This is a genomic window from Streptomyces longhuiensis, from assembly GCF_020616555.1.
Classification (GTDB): Bacteria; Actinomycetota; Actinomycetes; order Streptomycetales; family Streptomycetaceae; genus Streptomyces; species Streptomyces longhuiensis.
The window spans coordinates 2,145,949-2,165,463 of the sequence record NZ_CP085173.1; the positions used below are offsets into that span (position 1 = coordinate 2,145,949).

The 19,515-nt window shown below is 72.4% G+C and carries 12 protein-coding genes; 8 read left to right on the forward strand and 4 right to left on the reverse strand.

Translation table 11 applies throughout. From position 1 onward, the window contains the following. Positions 1–14: 14 nt before the first annotated feature. From LGI35_RS10145 to LGI35_RS10180, 8 genes are read left to right on the forward strand one after another with little or no spacing between them, the layout of a single operon-like run. Positions 15–1,100 carry an S-(hydroxymethyl)mycothiol dehydrogenase gene (locus tag LGI35_RS10145; RefSeq protein WP_227293567.1) on the forward strand — a complete coding sequence of 362 codons (1,086 nt, stop codon included), beginning with the start codon at positions 15–17 and terminating at the stop codon, positions 1,098–1,100. Then, a complete protein-coding gene (locus tag LGI35_RS10150; RefSeq protein ID WP_227293568.1) occupies positions 1,097–1,717 on the forward strand; it encodes an MBL fold metallo-hydrolase in 621 nt (206 codons plus the stop codon). Before LGI35_RS10145 ends, LGI35_RS10150 begins: the two co-directional genes overlap by 4 nt. A 33-nt stretch (positions 1,718–1,750) precedes the next feature. After that, entirely contained in the window at positions 1,751–4,219 is a 2,469-nt protein-coding gene (locus LGI35_RS10155) for a GcvT family protein (protein WP_227293569.1), read from the forward strand. A gap of 18 nt (positions 4,220–4,237) precedes the next feature. Further along, entirely contained in the window at positions 4,238–5,392 is a 1,155-nt protein-coding gene (gene solA, locus LGI35_RS10160) for an N-methyl-L-tryptophan oxidase (protein WP_227293570.1), read from the forward strand. A 41-nt stretch (positions 5,393–5,433) separates the two neighbouring features. After that, the gene (locus LGI35_RS10165) at positions 5,434–6,534 is read left to right on the forward strand and encodes an aromatic ring-hydroxylating oxygenase subunit alpha (RefSeq protein ID WP_227300261.1); all 1,101 of its coding nucleotides are present in this window, start codon (positions 5,434–5,436) and stop codon (positions 6,532–6,534) included. Further along, positions 6,527–8,029: an aldehyde dehydrogenase family protein gene (locus LGI35_RS10170; RefSeq protein WP_227293571.1), complete on the forward strand. Its 1,503-nt coding sequence runs from the start codon at positions 6,527–6,529 to the stop codon at positions 8,027–8,029. The genes LGI35_RS10165 and LGI35_RS10170 overlap by 8 nt, the downstream gene beginning before the upstream one ends. Then, a complete protein-coding gene (locus LGI35_RS10175; protein ID WP_227293572.1) occupies positions 8,026–9,597 on the forward strand; it encodes an APC family permease in 1,572 nt (523 codons plus the stop codon). The genes LGI35_RS10170 and LGI35_RS10175 overlap by 4 nt, the downstream gene beginning before the upstream one ends. A gap of 8 nt (positions 9,598–9,605) precedes the next feature. After that, on the forward strand, positions 9,606–11,156 hold the full coding sequence (locus LGI35_RS10180) for a GMC family oxidoreductase (RefSeq protein ID WP_227300262.1): 1,551 nt from the start codon (positions 9,606–9,608) through the stop codon (positions 11,154–11,156). Between the two features lie 154 nt (positions 11,157–11,310). Here the strand turns inward: LGI35_RS10180 and LGI35_RS10185 are convergent, their stop codons facing one another. The 4 genes from LGI35_RS10185 to LGI35_RS10200 form a co-directional block, all read right to left on the reverse strand. Continuing rightward, positions 11,311–16,008 (reverse strand): coiled-coil domain-containing protein, encoded by a 4,698-nt coding sequence (locus LGI35_RS10185; protein WP_227293573.1) that lies wholly within the window; start codon positions 16,006–16,008, stop codon positions 11,311–11,313. A gap of 66 nt (positions 16,009–16,074) precedes the next feature. Next, positions 16,075–16,968, reverse strand: coding sequence for a hypothetical protein (locus LGI35_RS10190; RefSeq protein ID WP_227293574.1), 894 nt, complete (start codon positions 16,966–16,968; stop codon positions 16,075–16,077). A gap of 91 nt (positions 16,969–17,059) precedes the next feature. Further along, positions 17,060–18,586: a hypothetical protein gene (locus LGI35_RS10195; RefSeq protein WP_227293575.1), complete on the reverse strand. Its 1,527-nt coding sequence runs from the start codon at positions 18,584–18,586 to the stop codon at positions 17,060–17,062. 186 nt (positions 18,587–18,772) lie between these two features. Continuing rightward, positions 18,773–19,477, reverse strand: a complete 705-nt coding sequence (locus LGI35_RS10200; RefSeq protein ID WP_227293576.1) for a GntR family transcriptional regulator — start codon at positions 19,475–19,477, stop codon at positions 18,773–18,775. Positions 19,478–19,515 lie beyond the last annotated feature (38 nt).

Below are 19,515 nucleotides of genomic sequence, written 5' to 3' on the forward strand. Positions count from 1 at the left end.
AGAGGAGTTTGGTCGTGCCACATGAGGTCCGCGCCGTCGTCGCTGTGAAGAAGGGCGCACCCGTCGAGGTGCAGACGATCGTCGTGCCCGATCCCGGCCCGGGCGAGGTTCTGGTCAGGGTGCAGGCGTGCGGGGTCTGCCACACGGATCTGCACTACCGGGAGGGCGCCATCAACGACGACTTCCCGTTCCTGCTCGGCCATGAAGCGGCCGGCACCGTCGAGTCCGTCGGCGAGGGGGTCACCGACCTCATCCCCGGCGACTACGTGGTGCTCGCCTGGCGCGCCCCCTGCGGCAACTGCCGTTCCTGCCGCCGCGGCCGCCCCTGGTACTGCTTCGACTCGCGCAACGCGGCGCAGCCCATGACGCTGCTCGACGGAACGCCGCTGAGCCCCGCGCTCGGCATCGGCGCGTTCGCCGAGAAGACCCTGGTCGCGGCGGGACAGGCGATCAAGGTCGACCCCGCGGCGCGCCCCGAGGCCGCGGGCCTGATCGGCTGCGGCGTGATGGCCGGCTACGGCGCGGCCGTGAACACGGGCAACGTCCAGCGCGGCGACACCGTCGCCGTGATCGGCTGCGGCGGCGTCGGCAACGCGGCCATCGCGGGCGCCTGTCTCAACGGCGCGCGCCGCGTCATCGCCGTCGACATCGACGACAAGAAGCTCGACCAGGCCGAGAAGTTCGGCGCCACGCACACGGTCAACTCCCGCGGTACGGACGCGATCGAGGCGGTGCGCGCGCTCACCGACGGGTTCGGTGTCGACATCGCCATCGACGCGGTCGGCCGCCCCGAGACGTACAAGCAGGCGTTCTACATGCGCGACCACGCGGGCGTGCTGGTGCAGGTCGGCGTCCCCGAGCCGGACATGACGCTGGACATTCCGCTCATCGACCTGTTCTCGCGCGGTGGCGCCCTCAAGTCCTCCTGGTACGGGGACTGCCTGCCGAGCCGTGACTTCCCGGTCCTCATCGACCAGTACCTCTACGGGCTGCTCGACCTGAACGGCTTCGTGACCGAGACGATCGCCCTCGAGCAGGTGGAGGAGGCGTTCGCGAAGATGCACCGCGGCGAGGTGCTGCGCTCGGTGGTGGTCCTGTGAGCCCTGCGGCCCGCGCCGAACGCGTCGTCACCTCCGGCACGTTCAGCCTGGACGGCGAGACGTTCGACGTCGACAACAACGTCTGGCTGATCGGCGACGACGAGGAGGTCCTGATCGTCGACGCGGCGCACGACGCGGGGTCGATCACTGCCGCCGTCGCCGGGCGCCGCGTCACCGCGATCGTCTGCACCCACGGGCACGACGACCACATCGGCGCAGCGGCCGATCTCGCCGAGGCGACCGGCGCCCCCGTTCTCCTGCATCCCGCCGAGCACGAGCTGTGGGAGGCGGTGCACCCGGACCGCAAGCCCGACGCGGAACTCACCGACGGGATGCTCCTGACCGTCGCCGGGGTCGACGTCCAGGTCCTGCACACCCCCGGTCACTCCTGGGGCAGTTGCAGCCTCTACGTGCCGTTCCTCGACGCCGTGTTCACCGGCGACACCCTCTTCCACGGCGGCCCGGGCGCCACCGGTCGCTCGTACTCCGACGCCCCGACCATCGCGGCGTCCATCCGCGGCCGGCTCCTCACCCTGCCGGGCGGCACGGTTGTCCACACCGGCCACGGCCAGGACACGACCATCGCCGCCGAGCGCGCCAACACACCTGCCGTATAAGGCCATTTCACCCCCACCAGCATGAGGAGGGGCATGTCCAGCACGCCTGAAAAGCCCGGAACGTCCAGCCCTCGCGTCGTCGTCATCGGCGCCGGAATCGTCGGCTGCTCCCTCGCCGACGAGCTCACGGCCCGCGGCTGGACCGACGTCACCGTTCTCGAACAGGGCCCGCTGCCGGCTCCCGGCGGCTCCACCTCGCACGCGCCGGGACTCGTCTTCCAGACGGGTCCGTCCAAGACCCTCACGGAGTTCGCCCGGTACACGGTGGAGAAGTTCAACACCCTTGAGGTGGACGGACTTTCCTGCTTCAACCCGGTGGGCGGCCTGGAGCTGGCGACCACCCCCGAGCGCTGGGCCGACCTGCACCGCAAGGCCGGCTACGCCGCCTCCTGGGGCGTGCGCGGCGAACTCGTCAGCGCCGCGCGCTGCAAAGAACTGTGGCCCCTGATCGACGAGTCGGCCGTACTCGGCGGCTTCCACACCCCCGACGACGGCCTGGCCCGCGCGCTGCTCGCCTCCCGCGCCCAGATGGAACGCGCCCGCGAGCGCGGCGCCACGTTCCTGGACCGGCACACGGTCACCGGCATCGAGCAGGAGGACGGCCGGGTCACGGCCGTGGTCACCGACCGCGGCGCCTTCCCCGCCGATCACGTCGTCTCGGCCGCCGGATTCTGGGGCCCGGTGATCGGCCGCATGGCGGGCGTGGACGTCCCGCTCCTGCCCCTCGCGCACCAATACGCGAAGACCGGGCCCATGGCGGAGCTCGAAGGAGCCAACGACCCCCGCACGGAAGCGTCGAAGCCGATCCTCCGCTTCCAGGACCGTGATCTGTACTTCCGTGAGCACACCGACCGCATCGGCATCGGCAGTTACGCCCACAAGCCGCTGCCCGTCGATCCGTTCAAGGTCCTCGACTACGACGAGGCGCGGGCGAGTGAGCTGGACATGCCGTCGTCGCTGCCTTTCACCGAGGAGGACTGGGCGCCCAGCTGGAAGGACTGCCGGTGGCTGATCCCGGCGCTGCGTGGGACGGAGATCGAGGAGGGCTTCAACGGCGTCTTCTCCTTCACGCCCGACGGGATGCCGGTCCTCGGCGAGACCCGTGCGCTGCGCGGATTCTGGCTGGCCGAGGCGGTGTGGGTGACACATTCGGCGGGCGTCGCCAAGGCGGTCGCCGAGTGGATGGTCGACGGGCGGCCCTCCGTCGACGTGCACGAGTGCGACCTCACCCGCTTCGAGGACGCCCAGCGCTCCCCCGCCTACGTGCACGACCGCGGGGCGCAGCAGTTCGTCGAGGTCTACGACGTCCTGCACCCGCTCCAGCCGGCGGAGCAGCCGCGCCCGCTGCGGGTGAGCCCTTTCCACGCCCGCCAGGAGCAGCTCGGCGCGTACTTCCTGGAGGGCGGCGGCTGGGAGCGTCCGCACTGGTACGAGGCGAACGCGGACCTGCCCACCGGTGACCTGCCCGAGCGCGACGCCTGGTCGGCCCGCTACTGGTCGCCCGTCGCGGCCGCCGAGGCGAAGGCCACCCGCGAGCGGGTCGCCCTCTACGACATGACACCGCTGCGCCGCCTGGAGGTCACGGGTCCGGGCGCCCTCGGCTTCCTCCAGCGCATGACGTCGAACAATCTCGCAAAGAAGCCGGGCGCGGTCACGTACACGCTCCTTCTGAACGAGGCGGGAGGCATCCGGTCCGACCTCACCGTCGCCCGTCTCGCGCGGGACCGGTTCCAGATCGGCGCGAACTCCCCCGCCGACCTGGACTGGCTCACGCGCCACGCGCCCGGTGACGTACAGATCCGGGACATCACCTCCGGGACCTGCTGCATCGGCGTCTGGGGCCCGCTGGCCCGCGACCTCGTCCAGCCGCTGACCCGCGACGACTTCTCGCACGAGGGCTTCGGCTACTTCCGCGCCAAGCAGACCTACCTGGGCCACGTGCCCGTCACCGCGATGCGCCTGTCGTACGTCGGTGAACTGGGCTGGGAGCTGTACACCACCGCCGACCTGGGGCTGCGCCTGTGGGACACGCTGTGGGAGGCGGGGCGGGAGCACGGTGTGATCGCGGCCGGGCGCTCGGCCTTCAACAGCCTGCGCCTGGAGAAGGGTTACCGCTCCTGGGGCCACGACATGACCGAGGAGCACGACCCGTACGAGGCGGGCGTCGGATTCGCCGTCCGCATGGACCGCGGTGACTTCCTCGGCAGGGCCGCACTGGAGCGGAAGGGCGAACAACCGGCCCGCAGGCTCACGCCGCTCCTCCTGGACGACCCCGCGGCCGTCGTCCTCGGCAAGGAGCCCGTTCACGTCGAAGGGGTCCCGGCCGGTTACGTCACGAGCGCGTCGTACGGCTACACGCTGGGCCGCTGTGTCGCCTACGCGTGGCTGCCGTCGCTCCCCGCCGGTACCGGCGTCCACATCGAGTACTTCGGCGAGAAGATCCCCGCGACCGTCGCCGACGAGCCCTTGTTCGACCCGAAGATGACCCGCATCCGCCGCTGACAGCACGGAGGTTCGGACATGTCACCCACCTACGACGTGATCGTGATCGGCCTCGGCGGCATGGGCAGCGCCGCCGCCCACCATCTGTCCGCCCGCGGCGCGCGCGTGCTCGGCCTGGAGAAGTTCGGCCCGGTCCACAACCGCGGCTCCAGCCACGGCGGTTCGCGCATCATCCGGCAGTCCTACTTCGAGGACCCGGCGTACGTACCGCTGCTGCTGCGCTCGTACGAGCTCTACGCGGACCTGGAGCGGGCCACCGGGCGCGAGGTCGCCACCCTGTGCGGCGGCGTCATGCTCGGCCGCGCCGACTCACGCACCGTCTCCGGCTCCCTGCTGTCCGCCCTGCAGTGGGACCTGCCGCACGAGATGCTCGACGCCCGCGAGATCCGCCGCCGCTTCCCGACGCTCACCCCGAAGGACGACGAGGTGGCTCTGTACGAGGAGCGGGCCGGTCTGGTCCGCCCCGAGAACACCGTCGCCGCCCACCTCCAGCTCGCCACCCGTCAGGAGGCCGACCTCCACTTCGAGGAGCCGGTGACGCGCTGGGAGCCGTACAAGGACGGGGTGCGCGTCCACACGGCCGAGAACACCTACACGGCGGGCCGGTTGGTGATCTGCCCGGGGGCATGGGCGCCGGGGTTGCTGACCGGTCTCGGGGTGCCGTTCTCGATCGAACGGCAGGTCATGTACTGGTTCCGGCCGACCGCGGGAGCCGCCCCGTTCCTCCCGGAGAACCACCCCGTCTACATCTGGGAGGACGCGGCCGGCGTCCAGGTCTACGGCTTCCCGGCCATCGACGGCCCCGAACTCGGCGCCAAGGTCGCCTTCTTCCGCAAGGGCGTCGAGTGCACCCCGGAGACCATCGACCGCACGGTCCACGACCACGAGGTCACGGCCATGGCGGAGCACCTGGCGGGCCAGATCCCCAGCCTGCCCGGGACCTTCCTCAAGGCCGCCACCTGCATGTACTCCAACACACCCGACGAGCACTTCGTGATCGCCCCGCACCCCGCCCACCCCGAGTCCGTCACCGTGGCCGCAGGGTTCTCCGGCCACGGCTTCAAGTTCGTGCCCGTCGTCGGCGAGATCGTCGCCGACCTCGCGCTCACCGGCACCACCGCGCACCCCATCGACCTCTTCGACCCCAGCCGCCTCGCCGCCGCGCCCGCCTGAGGAGTACGCACGTGACGACGACCCCCCTTGCCCCCAGCCTGATGGCCACGCTGCCCGGGCACTACTACACCGATCCGGAGATCTTCCGGCAGGAGCAGGAACGCGTCTTCGAGTCGATGTGGTTCTGCGCCGTGCGGTCCGCCGACCTCGACAAGCCGGGCGCGTTCCGCACGGTCCAGGTCGGCCGCGAGAACGTCCTGATCACCCGGTCCCGCACCGGCGAACTGCGGGCCTTCCTCAACGTCTGCCGCCACCGCGGCGCCCGCCTGTGCACCGAGGAGTCGGGGCAGGTCCGCCGCAACCTCCAGTGCCCGTACCACGCGTGGACGTACGACCTCGACGGCAAGCTCATCGCCGCGCCGAACCTGGTGCAGATGCCGGACGTCGACCGCACCGAGTACGGCCTGGTCAAGGTCGCCCTGCGGGAGTGGCTCGGCTACGCCTGGGTCTGCCTGGCGGACGAGCCACCCTCCTTCGAGGAGACGGTGGTCGGCGCGGCCGTCGAACGGCTCGGCGACACAGCGTCGATCGAGCGCTACCACACCCAGGATCTCGCCCTCGGCAAGCGCATCACGTACGACGTGAAGGCCAACTGGAAGCTGATCGTCGAGAACTTCATGGAGTGCTACCACTGCGCGACGATCCACCCCGAACTGACCGACGTCCTGCCGGAGTTCGCGGACGGCTACGCCGCCCAGTACTACGTGGGCCACGGCGCCGAGTTCGGGGACGGCGTGAAGGGCTTCACCGTCGACGGCAGCGAGGGCTTCGGCCGGCTGCCCGAGGTCGCCGACGACCAGGACCGCCGCTACTACGCGATCACTGTGAAACCGACCGTCTTCGTCAACCTCGTCCCCGACCATGTGATCCTGCACCGGATGTTCCCGCTGGCCGAGGACCGTACGGTCGTCGAGTGCGACTGGCTCTACGCGCCCGAGGTCGTCGCGTCGGGCGCCGATGTCTCCAAGTCCGTCGAGCTGTTCCACCGGGTCAACGCCCAGGACTTCGAGGCCTGCGAGCGGACCCAGCCGGCGATGGGCTCCCGTGCCTACCGGCGCGGCGGCGTGCTCGTCCCGACCGAGCACCACATCGGGATCTTCCATGAATGGCTGACCTCGAAGCTGGGCGGTGCCCATGCCTGACCTGTTCATCGGCGGAGTGTGGACCACCGCCCGGGACGAGCGGACCCGAGAGATCCGCTGCCCCGCGGACGGCTCGCTCGTCGCCGTGGTCGACGAGGCAGGGGCCAAGGACACCACCGACGCGATCGCCGCGGCCCGCCACGCCTTCGACGAAGGCCCGTGGCCCCGGATGACGGCGGCCGAGCACGGCGACCTCCTCCTGCGCGTCGCGGACCTGCTCGCACGCGACAAGGACGCACTGGCCCGCGCCGAGTCCCTGGACACCGGGAAGCGACTGGTCGAGAGCGCGTACGACATCGACGACATCGCGAACTGCTTCCGCTACTTCGGCCGGCTCGCGGCCGCCGACACCGGACGCGTCGTGGAGACGGGGACGGAGGGCGCCGAGAGCCGCGTCGTGTACGAGCCGGTCGGGGTGTGCGCCCTGATCACCCCGTGGAACTACCCCCTCCTGCAGACCGCGTGGAAGGTCGCCCCGGCGCTCGCCGCCGGCAACACCTTCGTGCTGAAACCGAGCGAGCTCACCCCGCACACGGCGATCCATCTGATGCGGCTGCTCGACGAGGCGGGGCTGCCCGCGGGCGTCGCCAACCTGGTCCTCGGCGCGGGACCGGAGGCGGGCGCACCACTCGGCGACCATCCGGACGTGGACCTCGTGTCGTTCACGGGCGGGCTGCACACGGGACGGCTGCTCATGGCCGCCGCCGCGGGCTCCGTCAAGAAGGTCGCCCTCGAACTCGGCGGCAAGAACCCGAACATCGTGTTCGCGGACGCCGACTTCGGCGCGGCCGTCGACATGGCGCTCACCGCGGTGTTCCTGCACTCGGGACAGGTGTGTTCGGCCGGCACGCGGCTCCTCGTGGAGGACTCGCTGCACGACCGCTTCGTCGACGAGGTCGTGCGGCGCGCCGAACTCATCAGGCTGGGCGGCCCGTTCGACGAGGACGCGCAGACGGGGCCGCTGATCTCGGCCGCGCACCGCGCCAAGGTCGAGGCGTATGTCGCACGGGGCGTCGAGGAGGGGGCGGTGCTGCGCTGCGGCGGCGCACGGCCGAGTTCGGCCGCGTACGAGCAGGGCTTCTACTACCTGCCGACCGTCCTCGACGCCTGCACGAGCGGCATGTCCGTCGTGCAGGACGAGTCCTTCGGGCCGGTCCTGACCGTCGAGCGGTTCACCGACGAGGAGGAGGCGGTGCGGCTCGCGAACGACTCCATCTACGGGCTCGCGGGCGCCGTCTGGACCAGCGACGAGGGGAAGGCCGCGCGGGTCGCGGCCGGTCTGCGCCTCGGCACGGTCTGGATCAACGACTACCACCCGTACGTCCCCCAGGCGGAATGGGGCGGCTACAAGCAGTCGGGCACCGGGCGCGAACTGGGCCCCTCGGGGCTCGCCGAGTACCGCGAGACCAAGCACATCTGGCGCAACACGCGGCCCGTCGCGCAGGGCTGGTTCGGCGCGCCGCCGGAGTGTCCCGAGGACGGTGACCCGTCATGAGCAAGGAAGACAGCACACAGGAGAGCCGGAGCGGGGACGACGCCGAGCTCGCCGAGTTCGGCTACCGGCCCGAACTCAAGCGCACGCTGGGCAACTTCCACACCTTCGCCGCGGGCATCAGCTACATCTCCATCCTCACCGGCACCTTCCAGCTCTTCTACTTCGGATACGCGAACGGCGGCCCCGCCTACTGGTGGTCCTGGCCGATCGTGTTCGGCGGCCAGTTCATGGTCGCCCTGTGCTTCGCCGAACTGGCCGCCCGCTACCCCGTCGCGGGTTCGGTCTACAACTGGGCGAAGAAGGTGGGCAATCCGCACATCGGCTGGCTCGCCGGGTGGATGATGCTGCTCGCCTCGGTCGTGTCGATCGCGGCCGTCGCGCTCGCCTACCAGCTGACGCTGCCGCAGATCTCGTCGTCCTTCCAGTTCATCGGGGACGGCACCGGCCCGTACGACGTCGCGACCAACGCCGTCGCCCTGGCCGCCGTACTGATCCTCTTCACCACGCTCGTCAACGCCTTCGGCGTGAAGCTGATGGCGACCATCAACACGGCCGGCGTCTTCCTCGAACTGATCGCGACCGTCGTACTGATCGTGCTGTTCGCGGTGCACATCGTGCGCGGCCCGCAGGTCGTGACGCACACGGCGGGGGCGGGCCACGGCCAGCCCTTCGGCTACCTGAGCGCGTTCCTCGTCGCTTCGCTGGCCTCCGCGTACGTCATGTACGGCTTCGACACCGCGGCCTCGCTCGGCGAGGAGTCCCTCGACCCGACGCGGGGCGCGCCACGCGCCATCATCCGCGCGATCGTCGCCTCGTTCGTCCTCGGCGGGCTGATCCTGCTGCTCGCCCTGATGAGCGTGTCGAGCCTGACCGGCAAGAGGCTGTCGACCGACGGCCTGCAGTACGTCGTCCTCGACGTACTCGGCCCGACGGCCGGAAAGGCGATGCTGTGGTGCGTCCTGATCGCGGTCACGGTGTGCGCGCTCGCCGTGCACACGGCGGCGATCCGCCTCGCCTTCGCGATGTCGCGCGACAACAACCTGCCGGCGTCGTCGGTCCTCGGCCGGGTCAGCCCGCGCTTCAGGACACCGGTCGTCCCGGCCGTCGTCATCGGCGTCCTGGCGCTCGCGATCCTGGTCGTCAACATCCGCCAGCCGCAGATCTTCACCGTGGTCACCAGCATCGGCATCATCATGATCTACCTCGCGTACTTGCTGGTCACCGGGCCGATGCTGGTGGCCCGCCTGCGCGGCAAGTGGCAGCCGGCGGGCGAGGGGAAGTTCTCCCTCGGCCGCTGGGGACTGCCCGTCAACATCATCGCCGTGCTGTGGGGCGGCGCCATGACGCTCAACCTGATCTGGCCGCGCGCGGCCGTGTACAACGCCGCCGCCCCCTACCACTGGTACCTGCGCTGGGGCGCCGTCCTGTTCATCGGGGTGATCGCGGGCGGCGGTTTCGCCTACTACTGGTTCGTCCAGCGGCACCGCACCGGTGTCCTCGCCGAGCACGCGGCCCAGCCTGCCCCGTCCGATGATTCCGTTGCCCTGGAGGAGGTCACCACCCCGTGAACCAGCCCGTGAACTCTGATGTCTTCGACTACGTCGTCGTCGGCGGAGGCACCGCCGGAAACGTCGTCGCGGCGCGCCTGTCCGAGGACCCGTCCGTCACCGTGTGTGTCCTGGAGGCGGGGCCGAGCGACGTCGGGGACGACAACGTCCTCCAACTGGACCGCTGGATGGCCCTGTTGGATTCCGGATACGACTGGGACTACCCGGTCGAGCCCCAGGCCAGCGGCAACAGCTTCATGCGGCACGCGCGCGCCAAGGTCCTCGGCGGCTGCTCGTCCCACAACTCGTGCATCGCCTTCTGGGCGCCGGCCGAGGACCTGGACGACTGGGCGGCGGCGGGCTGCACGGGGTGGAGCGCCGCGGATGTGTTCCCGCTGTACAAGCGCCTGGAGAACAACGATGCCCCCGGGGACCATCACGGCCGCTCCGGCCCGGTGAAGCTGCGCACCCTCAAGGGCGCGGACCCGTGCGGCAGCGCGCTGCTCGCGGCCTGCGCCGAGGCGGGCATCCCGACCACGGCGTTCAACTCGGGCCGCACGGTGGTGCGCGGCGCCAACTGGTTCCAGATCAACTCCGACGAGAACAACATCCGCCAGTCGTCCTCGGTCGCCTATCTGCACCCGGTCATGGGCAAGCGGCCCAATCTGACGGTGCGGACCGGGGTACGGGCCAAGCGGCTGGTCTTCGAGGGCCGGCGCTGCGTGGGCGCCGAGTATCTCGACCCCGATCTCATCCACACCAGGACGGTGCGGGCCCGCCGCGAAGTGATCCTCTCCTGCGGCTCCATCGACTCGCCCAAGCTCCTGATGCTGTCCGGGATAGGCCCGGCCGGTCATCTGCGCGAGATGGGTGTGGATGTGCTCGTGGACTCCCCCGGGGTCGGCGAGAACCTCCAGGACCACCCCGAGGGCGTGATCATGTGGGAGGCGAAGCAGCCGATGACCACCACGTCCACCCAGTGGTGGGAGGCCGGCATCTTCTACGACACCGAGCCCGGCCTCGACCGGCCCGACCTGATGTTCCACTACGGCTCCGTGCCCTTCGACATGAACACCGCGCGGTACGGCTATCCGACGTCGGAGAACGCCTTCTGCCTCACGCCCAACGTGACGCGCGCGAAGTCACGCGGCACCGTGCGGCTGCGTACCCGCGACTACCGGGACAAGCCGCTGGTCGACCCGCGGTACTTCACGCACGAGCACGACGCACGCGTGATGACGTTCGGGCTGAAGCTGGCGCGGCGCATCGCGGAGCAGCCCGCGCTGAGCGGCTGGGCGGGCGCCGAGCTGGCTCCCGGGCCGGATGTGCGTACCGATGACGAACTGCTCGACTACATCCACAAGACCCACAACACCGTCTACCACCCGGCGTGCACGGTGAAGATGGGCGCGGACGACGACTCCTCGGCGCCGCTCGACGCGCGGCTGCGCGTGAAGGGGACCGAGGGCCTGCGCGTCGCCGACGGCTCCGTGATGCCGGACCTCGTCACGGTCAACCCGTGCATCACGACGATGATGATCGGCGAGAAGTGCGCCGATCTGCTGCGGGCCGACGCCTAGGCGTCGATGAGAGGCCCGGCCGTCTGGTTCCAGGTCGGTCGGTTCCAGGTCGGTCGGTTCCAGGTCCGTCCGGTTCCAGGTCCGTCCGGTTCCAGGTCGGTCGGTTCCAAGCCCGTCAGCTCCGACTCGGCAGCCGGATCTCACCAGGCCGGCTCTAACTCGGCTGGTTCGCGGGGCGCTTGTACATGCGCGTCGCCGTGATCTCTCCGTGCACGGTCTCCTCGGCCGGGTCCTGCTGCGGCAGGCCCGGCCGCAGGTGCTCCTCGACGCTGATGTACTTCAGCCCGGCCCTGAGGTCCGCGTCGTTGCGCAACCTGATGACCAGCGGGAACTCGGCGAGTGCCGTCGTGTCGAACAGGCCGGTGGTGTACAGGAGCTGCACACCGAGCGCGTCCGACACGGCCCGCTGGAGTTCGAGGAGGTACGTGGCGTTGGCGCGGCCGATCGGGTTGTCGAGGAACAGCGTGCCCGCGTGCCGGTGCTTGTCGCGGCCCCGGTCGTTCGAGCGCAGGGCGGCCATCGTGCAGTACAGGGCGATGGCTGCGGTGAGCAGCTGACCGCCGGAGAACACGTCGCCCATCTGACCGACGGGGACCCGCTCGGCGCGCAGCACGGCGTCCGGCTTGAGGATCTCGACGGCGATGCCCTTGGGCTGGAGCGCTGCGGCGACGCCGCGCAGGAGCAGGGACATGCCGTCGCGGCGCAGGTCGGAGTTCTTCTTGACGGCGGCACGGGTCGCCTCGTCGATGACCTCACCGAGCCGCTCCACGAGGGTCGCCTGGTCGGGCTCCTCGAAGCGGATCCGCACGAACTCCTGGCCCGACCACTCGCCGAGCCCCTCCGGGAGGCGGGACAGTCGCTGGGCGGAGCGCAGCGTGGCGAGCGCCGACTCCACGAGCCCGCGCAGCCGGTCCACGATCGAGTCGCGGTTGCGCTCCAGCTGCTCCAGCTCGTCGGTCAGGACACGCAGCCGGGGCGCGAACGCATCGGCCCACTTCTGCGCGTGCTCCGGCAGCGACGAGGCGGGCAGCTCGCGGATCTGCTGCCGGGCGGGCGTACGCACCTGCTCGTAGCGCGTGGCGTTCGCATGCCGTACGAGGATGTCGCTCGCGTCGCGCACGGAGGCCTCGGCGGCGGACAGGTCGGCGGCGCAGCCGCGCAGGGAGCGCCGGGCCTCGGCCGCCGCGTGCCGGGCCTCTTCGAGGGTGCCAGGGTAGGGCTCGGGCTCGTCCTGCTCGGACTCGTGCCGGTCGGGGTGTTCGCGCAGCAGGTCCTTGAGGAGCGCGGCGGTCTCCTCGAAGCCGCCGGTCGCTTCCTCGGCGGCGCGGTGGGCGTCGAGGAGTTCGGTGTGGGCGGCGCGTGCCACGGTCAACGCATCGGTGCGCGCGGCCAGTTCGCCCGTGGCGGTGCGCAGGAGCGTCTGGGCGTGCTCGGCGCCGGTGGGGACGAGGTCCTCGGGCAGCTCGGTGTGGGCGTCGTCGCCGTCCCCGGGCGCGTGCCGCTCGGCCTCGCCGCGCAGGCGTCCGAGCTGCTCGCTCGCGGTGGAGACGCGGGCCTCCAGGATCTGGACCAGCTCGTCGGCGCGGGCCGCGGCGGCCTGCCGTGACGGCCCGTCGGAGCCGTCGGGGGACTCCAGGAGCTGGGCGGCGCGGGTGCGGACCTTGTTGCTGAGCCGGTCGAGCTCGGCGAGCGCGGCGCTCTCGTCGCTCTCCGCGCGGGCCTGCTCGGCGCGCAGGTCAGCGCCGACGCCCACCTTCTCGTAGACCTGCGACGCCGCGCGGTACGCCTCGCGCAGGGCGGGCAGCGACGGCTTCGGCGCGGCGCTCTCCGAAGCGGGCTGCTCCAGGTCCGCCGGTACGTCGTCGGGGGCGCCGGCGATCTCCGCACGCTCGGCACGCAGGGCGCGGGCGGTACGGCGGGCGTCGTCGGCGGCGCGCTGGGCCGCCCTGCGGTCCTCGTCGGCGGAGCGGGCCCGCTCCAGGCACGTCTGGGCGCGTGCCTCCGACTCGACGGCCTCGTCGGCGAGTTCGCGCAGCTTGACCTGCCAGCCGGCGCGCTCGCGCAGCCGGAACGCGAGGCCCGCGAGGGCGTCGGCGACGCGCCGCGCGCGCTGGGCCGCGTCCTGCCGCTCGTCGCGTACGCGGGTCGCCTCGACCGAGGTCTCGTCGGCCTCGGCGCCCACGGTGCGGGCCTCGGCGAGTTCGGCCTCGGCCTCGTCGGCGAAGGCGCGCGCCTCCTGTGCGGCGGCGGCCAGTTCAGTGAGGCGTCCGGCCGGGCAGCCGGTGCGCCACGAGCCGATCCGGGCGGCGAGCTCCCGGTCCTTGGAGAGCCGGGCGGCCAGGGCGCGGATCTCCTCGTCGCGCTCCGTCGCGCGCGTGCGCAGCGCCTGCCGCTCCTCGTCGGCGGCGTGCTCGTCGTGCATCGCCGGGTTCGGCGTCACGAGGAAGACGCCGCTGTCGCCGGTCTCCTCGTGGGGTGTCGGGGCGAGCAGGGCGGCCGCCGTGCCCACGGCCACGGCGGAGCGGGGCAGCAGGGCGGCGCCGCCGAGGGCCTCGCGGGCCCGGGTGTGCGTGTCGGGGTCGGTGATGACGACGCCGTCGACGAGCTCGGGCCGTGCGGCGAGCACGCGCGCGTGGTCCGCGGGGTCGACGGCCTGGGCGAGGTAGCGCCAGCCGGGCAGGGCGGGGATGCCGTGCTCGCCGAGGAACTCGACGGTGGCGAGGACGTCGGGGCCCGGCGGCAGGAGTCCGCCGTCGCCGAGCGCGCCCAGGATGCGGGCGTCGTCGGCGGCGGCCGTGCGCAGGTCGAAGAGCTGGCGTTCGGCGGAGGCGACGCCGTCGTCGAGGAGTGCCTTGAGGTCGTCGGCCGCGCGGTCCAACTCCTCGGCCGTGAGCGGGGTTTCGGTGAGGTCGCGGGTGACGGTCGCCACGCGGGCGTGCCCGGTCGCACCTGCGTCGGCCGCAGCGTCCCTGGGTGCGGGCACCCCCGCGGCGGGGATCCCCGGCGCGCCGGACAGTCCGAGCATCTCGGCGACGCGCTCCTCGCGCGCGAGGGCGCCCGCCGCGCGGTGCTCGGCCCCGTACGCGTTCTCGGCGGCCGTGGCTGCGTCCGCGGCGCGGGCCGCGGTGAGTTCGGCGCGGGCCTCGGCGCCGGCCGCCTCCCGGGAGTGCTCGCTCGCGCGCCGTGCGGCGTCACGCGCCGTGTCCCAGGCGGCGACCGTGGTCTTCTCCGCGTCACTCGCGGCGAGCGCCGCGCGCGCGGGGTCGGCGTCGGGCGCCGTGTCGTCGAGCCAGCCGGCCCGTACCGCCTCGGCTGTCTCCTGCTCGACCTCGGAGAGCCGCTGCCGCAGGTGGCCGACCTCGCTGCGGGCGCGCTGCGCCTCCGTCGCGGCGACGGTCGCGTCACGGTGAGCGGTCTCGCCCGCCTCCTGGAGCGCGGCGGAACGCTCCTCGCCCTCGTTGGCCAGCTGCTCGGCGCTCTCGGCCGCTCCGTGCAGGGCGCGTACGAGGTCGGCCGCGGCCTTGGCGCGGGCGGCGAGGGCCGGGGCGGCGTCCCGCTCGGCCTCGCGGATGGCGACGGCCACGCGCGCGGAGCGGTCGGCGGCCGCGCGGTGACGCAGGACGGCCTCGGCGGCCTGCCAGGCCGCGTGCAGGGTGCGCGCGTCGGCCAGCTCGCGCTTCTGTGCGGCGGCGGCCTTCTCGGCTCCGGCGAGCGCCAACGAGGCGTGCCGGTAGGCCAGTTCGGAGGCGATCAGGGCGCTGCGGCCGCGGGCCTGCTCCGCCTCACCGACGGTGTGCGCGGCGGCGGTGACCTGCTGGGCGAGGTCGGCGGCGCGGCCGCGCTCCAGGGCGGCGCGGGCGGCGAGCCTGCGGGCCAGGGTGCGGGTGCGGCGCTCGGCCCCGGCGTGCACGTCACGTGCGCGTGCCCGGGTGTCCGCGGCGTCCACGATGCGGCCGAGGAGGTCCACGGAGCCGGCCGTGAACTCGCGTTCGGCGATCAGCTCGGCGCGGCGCCCCAGCTTGTTGCCGAAGCCGCTGACCAGGTCAGCGAGCCCGTCCGTGTCCCGGGTGTCGGTGACGGCGCGCAGGAGCAGGTCGGTGAAGTCGGAGTCCTTCTTGACGGCGAAGAGACCGGCGGCCTCACCCTCGTCCGCGTTCATCTCGCGCTGGTAGCGGAAGAGTTCGGGGTCGAGGCCGAGGTCGCCCAGGTGCTCGTTCCACCGGTCGTGGATCTCTTCCCAGTGCACTTCGAGGTGCGGGTACGCCTTGCCCGCGTCCGTGAGCGCGTCCCGGAAGCCCTTCATGGTGCGCCGCCGCCCCTGCGCGCCCGAGACACCCTCGGTCGAGGCCCGTACGGCGGAGGACTCGGCGACGGGCAGCGAGTCCAGGCTCATGCCGGGCCCGGGCCGCAGTGAGTACCAGGCCTCGGCGAACTTCCGCGGGTCGTTCGAGACCTGCCGCCCCCGCCACTCGCTGACCTTGCCGACGACGACGCACTCGCCCGTGAGGGTGTGCTGCCACTCCAGGGCCACGTGCCCGCAGTCGTCGGCGAGCAGGAACTTGCGCAGGACGCCGGAGCTGGCGCCGCCGAGCGTGTTCCGGTGGCCCGGCAGCATCACGGAGAAGATCAGCTTGAGGAGGACCGACTTGCCGCCGCCGTTCTCCAGGAAGAGCACGCCGGCGGGCGCGGGGCGGCGCGGCGGCCCGACGGGCTCGTCCTCGAAGAACTCCGCCTGGGTGGGAGCGGGGTCGGGCACGGGCTCGCCGACGCCCCGCAGGTCCAGGACGGTGTCGGCGTAGCGCGCACCGGCGGGCCCGATGGAGTAGAGGCGAATCCGGGACAGCTCGTACATGGCGGCGGACTCTCGTCGTAGTAAGTCGGTAAGGCGGTACGTCGTGGGGCGGTGGTGCGTGGCCGGTCAGGAGTGGAAGGGGAGTCCTGCGTCGGCCACGAGCTCCCCGTCGTCTTCGTCCGCGGGCGGCAGGAGGCTCGCGGAGCCGTCCGTGACCGGCACGATGCCGAGGTCCGCCAGCTCGGAGAGGGCGGCCGTGCCGGCCAGGTCGCGGACCTGGAGCTGGTAGCGGGCGGTGGTGCGGTAGGTGCCGCCCGAGTCGTCACCCGTTCTCTGCAGGAACCCGGAGTCGGTGAGGAAGGCGACGGCCTTGGCGACGATGCCGGTGGTGGATCCGGCGAGGCGGCGCGCGTCCTTCGTGGCGCCGGTCGAGCTGCGCCGGGCCCAGATGCGCCACGCGGCCTCGAGGCCCGGGGCGTCGGAGGCCGGGTCGGTGTTCTCGCCCTGCTCCTCGGCGCGCTCCTCCAGGCGGCGGCAGGCCTGGCGGACGAAGGCGTCCACGCCGTTGACCGTGACGCGGCCGATGTACCCGTCGTCGGCGAGGTCCTCGGGGCGCGGGAACGCCATGGCGGCGACGGCGAGGTGCGCGAGGCCGTGCAGGAAGCGGTCGGTCCCGTCGGCGGAGGTGCGGCGCGCGTAGTCGCCCATCCGGACGGCGAAGACGGAGTCCTCGGCGGCGGTCACGGCCATCCCCGCGCGCGTGGAGACCTCCAGGACGACGAGGCCCAGCCCGGCGGCGACGGCGTCGGCGAGCCGCGCGAACGGCGGGTCCTCGCGGTAGCGCCGCAGCAGCTCGGCGTACTCCTGGTCGCGGGCGGGCTGCAGCTTGGGCTGGAGGCCGAAGGCCACGAGACGGGCCGCGTCGGCGGCGTCGGCCGGGGTGACGGGCGCGCCGGCCGCCGGAGCCTCGGAGGGCTCCGCCTCGCCCCACGCGGCGTGCTCTGCGGGGTGGTCGGTCACGGCTGGTGCTCCTTGGTCGGGTCTGCTGCGAAGCTCGGGTGTGGGTCGGTGGAAGCGCGCGGCGCGGAGGCCCGGTGCGCTGTGATCGGCACTACGCGGCCTCCGTCCGGTCGGCCGCCATGCCCGCGGCGTCCAGCAGGGCCGTGCCGACGATGAGGTCGGCGCCGCCGAACTCGGGGTCGTCGAGCTCGGTGCCGTCGTCCACGGCGAACAGCAGCTTCTCCTCGCCCTGCCGGTAGGCCGTGCCGACCGGCGGGCTGGCCGCGTGGACGGACAGCAGGGCGACCAGATAAGGCAGTTCGGGGTCGCGGCGACGTGCCTCGGCGAGCAGTCCGGAGAGCCTGCGCGGCGCGTCGGAGGGGAGGTCGAGCAGCTCCATGGCGCTCGCGAGCTGCTCCTCGCTGAAGCGGCTGTCGTCGGGCGTCGCGATCAGGTCGGGCTCGGGCATCTCGACGCCGAGGTGCTCCCGCTCCTGGGGCGGCGTGAGCAGTATGTCGATGAGGTCCCCCACCCGTACGGACACGGGCGTCCGCATGCCCGTGCCGCGCGCGAAGAACGCGTCGGTGACGCGGCCCGCCTGCTCGACGGGCAGCGGCAGCAGGGGCGCGACGAGCTGCCCGTACAGGTCGAGGCCCGCGCGCGCGGACGGCGCGGCGAAGGCCTGCCGGTCCTGCTCGGCGCGGAACAGCGGGCCCGCTTCGAGGAGGCGGGACTGGAGCTGCGTGTGGCGGCGGATGCAGTCCTTGACGATGTCGACGAGCTCGGCGGCCCGCCGCTTGTGCTCGGGGTCCTCCGACTCGTCGCGGGCCTTGCGGATGTTCGTGAGGATCGCGTTCTCGTGGCGGTACCGGTCGGCGACGTGGTCGAGCGCCTCGGCGATCATGTCCGGGACGGCGTTCAGCCAGTCCACCGCGCGGACGTTCCTCCGGGTCGCGTCCAGGGCCCTTCGCAGGGTCTCGGAGTACTGCACGGTCCGGTACCTGGCCTGCTCGGCGGCGAGCTGGGCGTCGGCGAGACGGCCGCGGCTGATCAGCACCTCCAGCTTCACCTCTGCGGCGATCTGGGCGCTGGTGACGTCGGTGTCGAGGGCGCCCACCAGGACGTTGACCGCCTCGTCCGTGGTGCGGAGGTAGACGCTGCCCCCGTAGCCGGGGACCTCCTCGATCAGCTTGAAGTCGTAGTCCCTGCGGACATAGGAGCCGTCGGGCGCGAACGTGCCGTACACGGCGCGGAAGCCGCGGTCGACGCTGCCGACGTTGATCAGGTTCTCCAGGACCCAGCGGGCCACGCGCTCGTGCTCGGCGACGGGGCGCCGGGGGGCCTGCGCGCCGACGCGGGGGATGAGCCTGGCCACTATCTGCTCGTGGTCGGCGCCCGTGTCGAAGTCCATGTTGAGTGTGACGAGGTCGATGGCGGAGAGCGCCACCTCGGCCATGCCGTATCCGGAGTACTCGCCCGCGAGATTGGCCTTGCGCACGTCGAGGTCGTGCAGCGGCGCGGTGCAGGCGAGCGCGCGAAGGCGGCGCGCGAGCCCTTCGTCGGCGGCCGGGCCCGGTGCGGGCCGCGGCCCCGCGCTGAGCTGGGGCGGAACGGATTCCGTGGTGGCAGGCGAAGTCACGGAGCACAGACTAGGTCCTAGGTCTGACAACGGTCGAAACGGCGCAGAAGCGACCGCCCCCACCGCGGGTCCAGCGACCGCCCCCACCGCGGGTCCAGCGACCGCCCGCACGGCAGGTCCCGCGAAGGCCCGCACCGCAGTCCCCGCGGACGTCGCGCCGCCGGGTGCGGAGCCCTCCGCCGCCCGTCAGCCGTCCGGCTGTTCGCCCTCGGCGACCCGTCGGCCGTACACGTCGACCAGGCCCTCGCGGGAGTCGTCGAGGTACTGGGCGAGCAGCCGCTCGGCCTCGTCGCGGCGCCCCGCCTCCAGCGTCTCGAGGATCTCCTTGTTGCGGGCGAGATAGGGCTCGTGCAGGCGGCGGGGGTCGTCCACGACGTGGAACGCGAGGCGCAGTTCGGCGAAGACGCTGCGCATCAGCTCGTCGGTCCGCGCGCTGCCCGCGAGTGCCACCAGCTCCCGGTGGAAGTGGATGTTGGCGGTGGAGACGCCCTTCCACTCCCGCGCCTTCGCGGCTCGGAGCCCGTCGGCGACCGCGTCGGCCAGGCCTCCGAGGGCGTACGGGGGCCGGCCGAGGCCGCGTACGACGGCGCACTCGACGAGGCGGCGCATGCGATAGATGTCCTCGACGTCCTCGACGGTGAGTACGCGTACGAAGACGCCGCGGTTGAGCTGGTGCACCAGGAGCCGCTCGTGGGTGAGCAGCCGGAACGCCTCGCGCAGCGTGTTGCGCGAGACGCCGAGTGCGCCGCCGATGCTGTCCTCCGACAGCCGCGTCCCCGGCGGGAAGTACCCCTCCGCGATGCGGCTCCTGAGGATGTCCGCGACCCGCTCGGCGGTGCTGGTGCGCCCAAGGAGCGCGCGGTCGTCCGCCAGTCCGTTCAGTTCGGCCACGCCCGAATTCAAGCGCAGATACCAGAACGAGACAACAT

Excerpts from the sequence above, each read along its gene's own strand:
- LGI35_RS10155 (WP_227293569.1), top strand. The coding sequence starts at position 1,751 with ATGTCCAGCACGCCTGAAAAGCCCGGAACGTCCAGCCCTCGCGTCGTC.
- solA (WP_227293570.1), top strand. The coding sequence starts at position 4,238 with ATGTCACCCACCTACGACGTGATCGTGATCGGCCTCGGCGGCATGGGC.
- LGI35_RS10165 (WP_227300261.1), top strand. The coding sequence starts at position 5,434 with ATGGCCACGCTGCCCGGGCACTACTACACCGATCCGGAGATCTTCCGG.
- LGI35_RS10170 (WP_227293571.1), top strand. The coding sequence starts at position 6,527 with ATGCCTGACCTGTTCATCGGCGGAGTGTGGACCACCGCCCGGGACGAG.
- LGI35_RS10175 (WP_227293572.1), top strand. The coding sequence starts at position 8,026 with ATGAGCAAGGAAGACAGCACACAGGAGAGCCGGAGCGGGGACGACGCC.
- LGI35_RS10185 (WP_227293573.1), bottom strand. The coding sequence starts at position 16,008 with ATGTACGAGCTGTCCCGGATTCGCCTCTACTCCATCGGGCCCGCCGGT.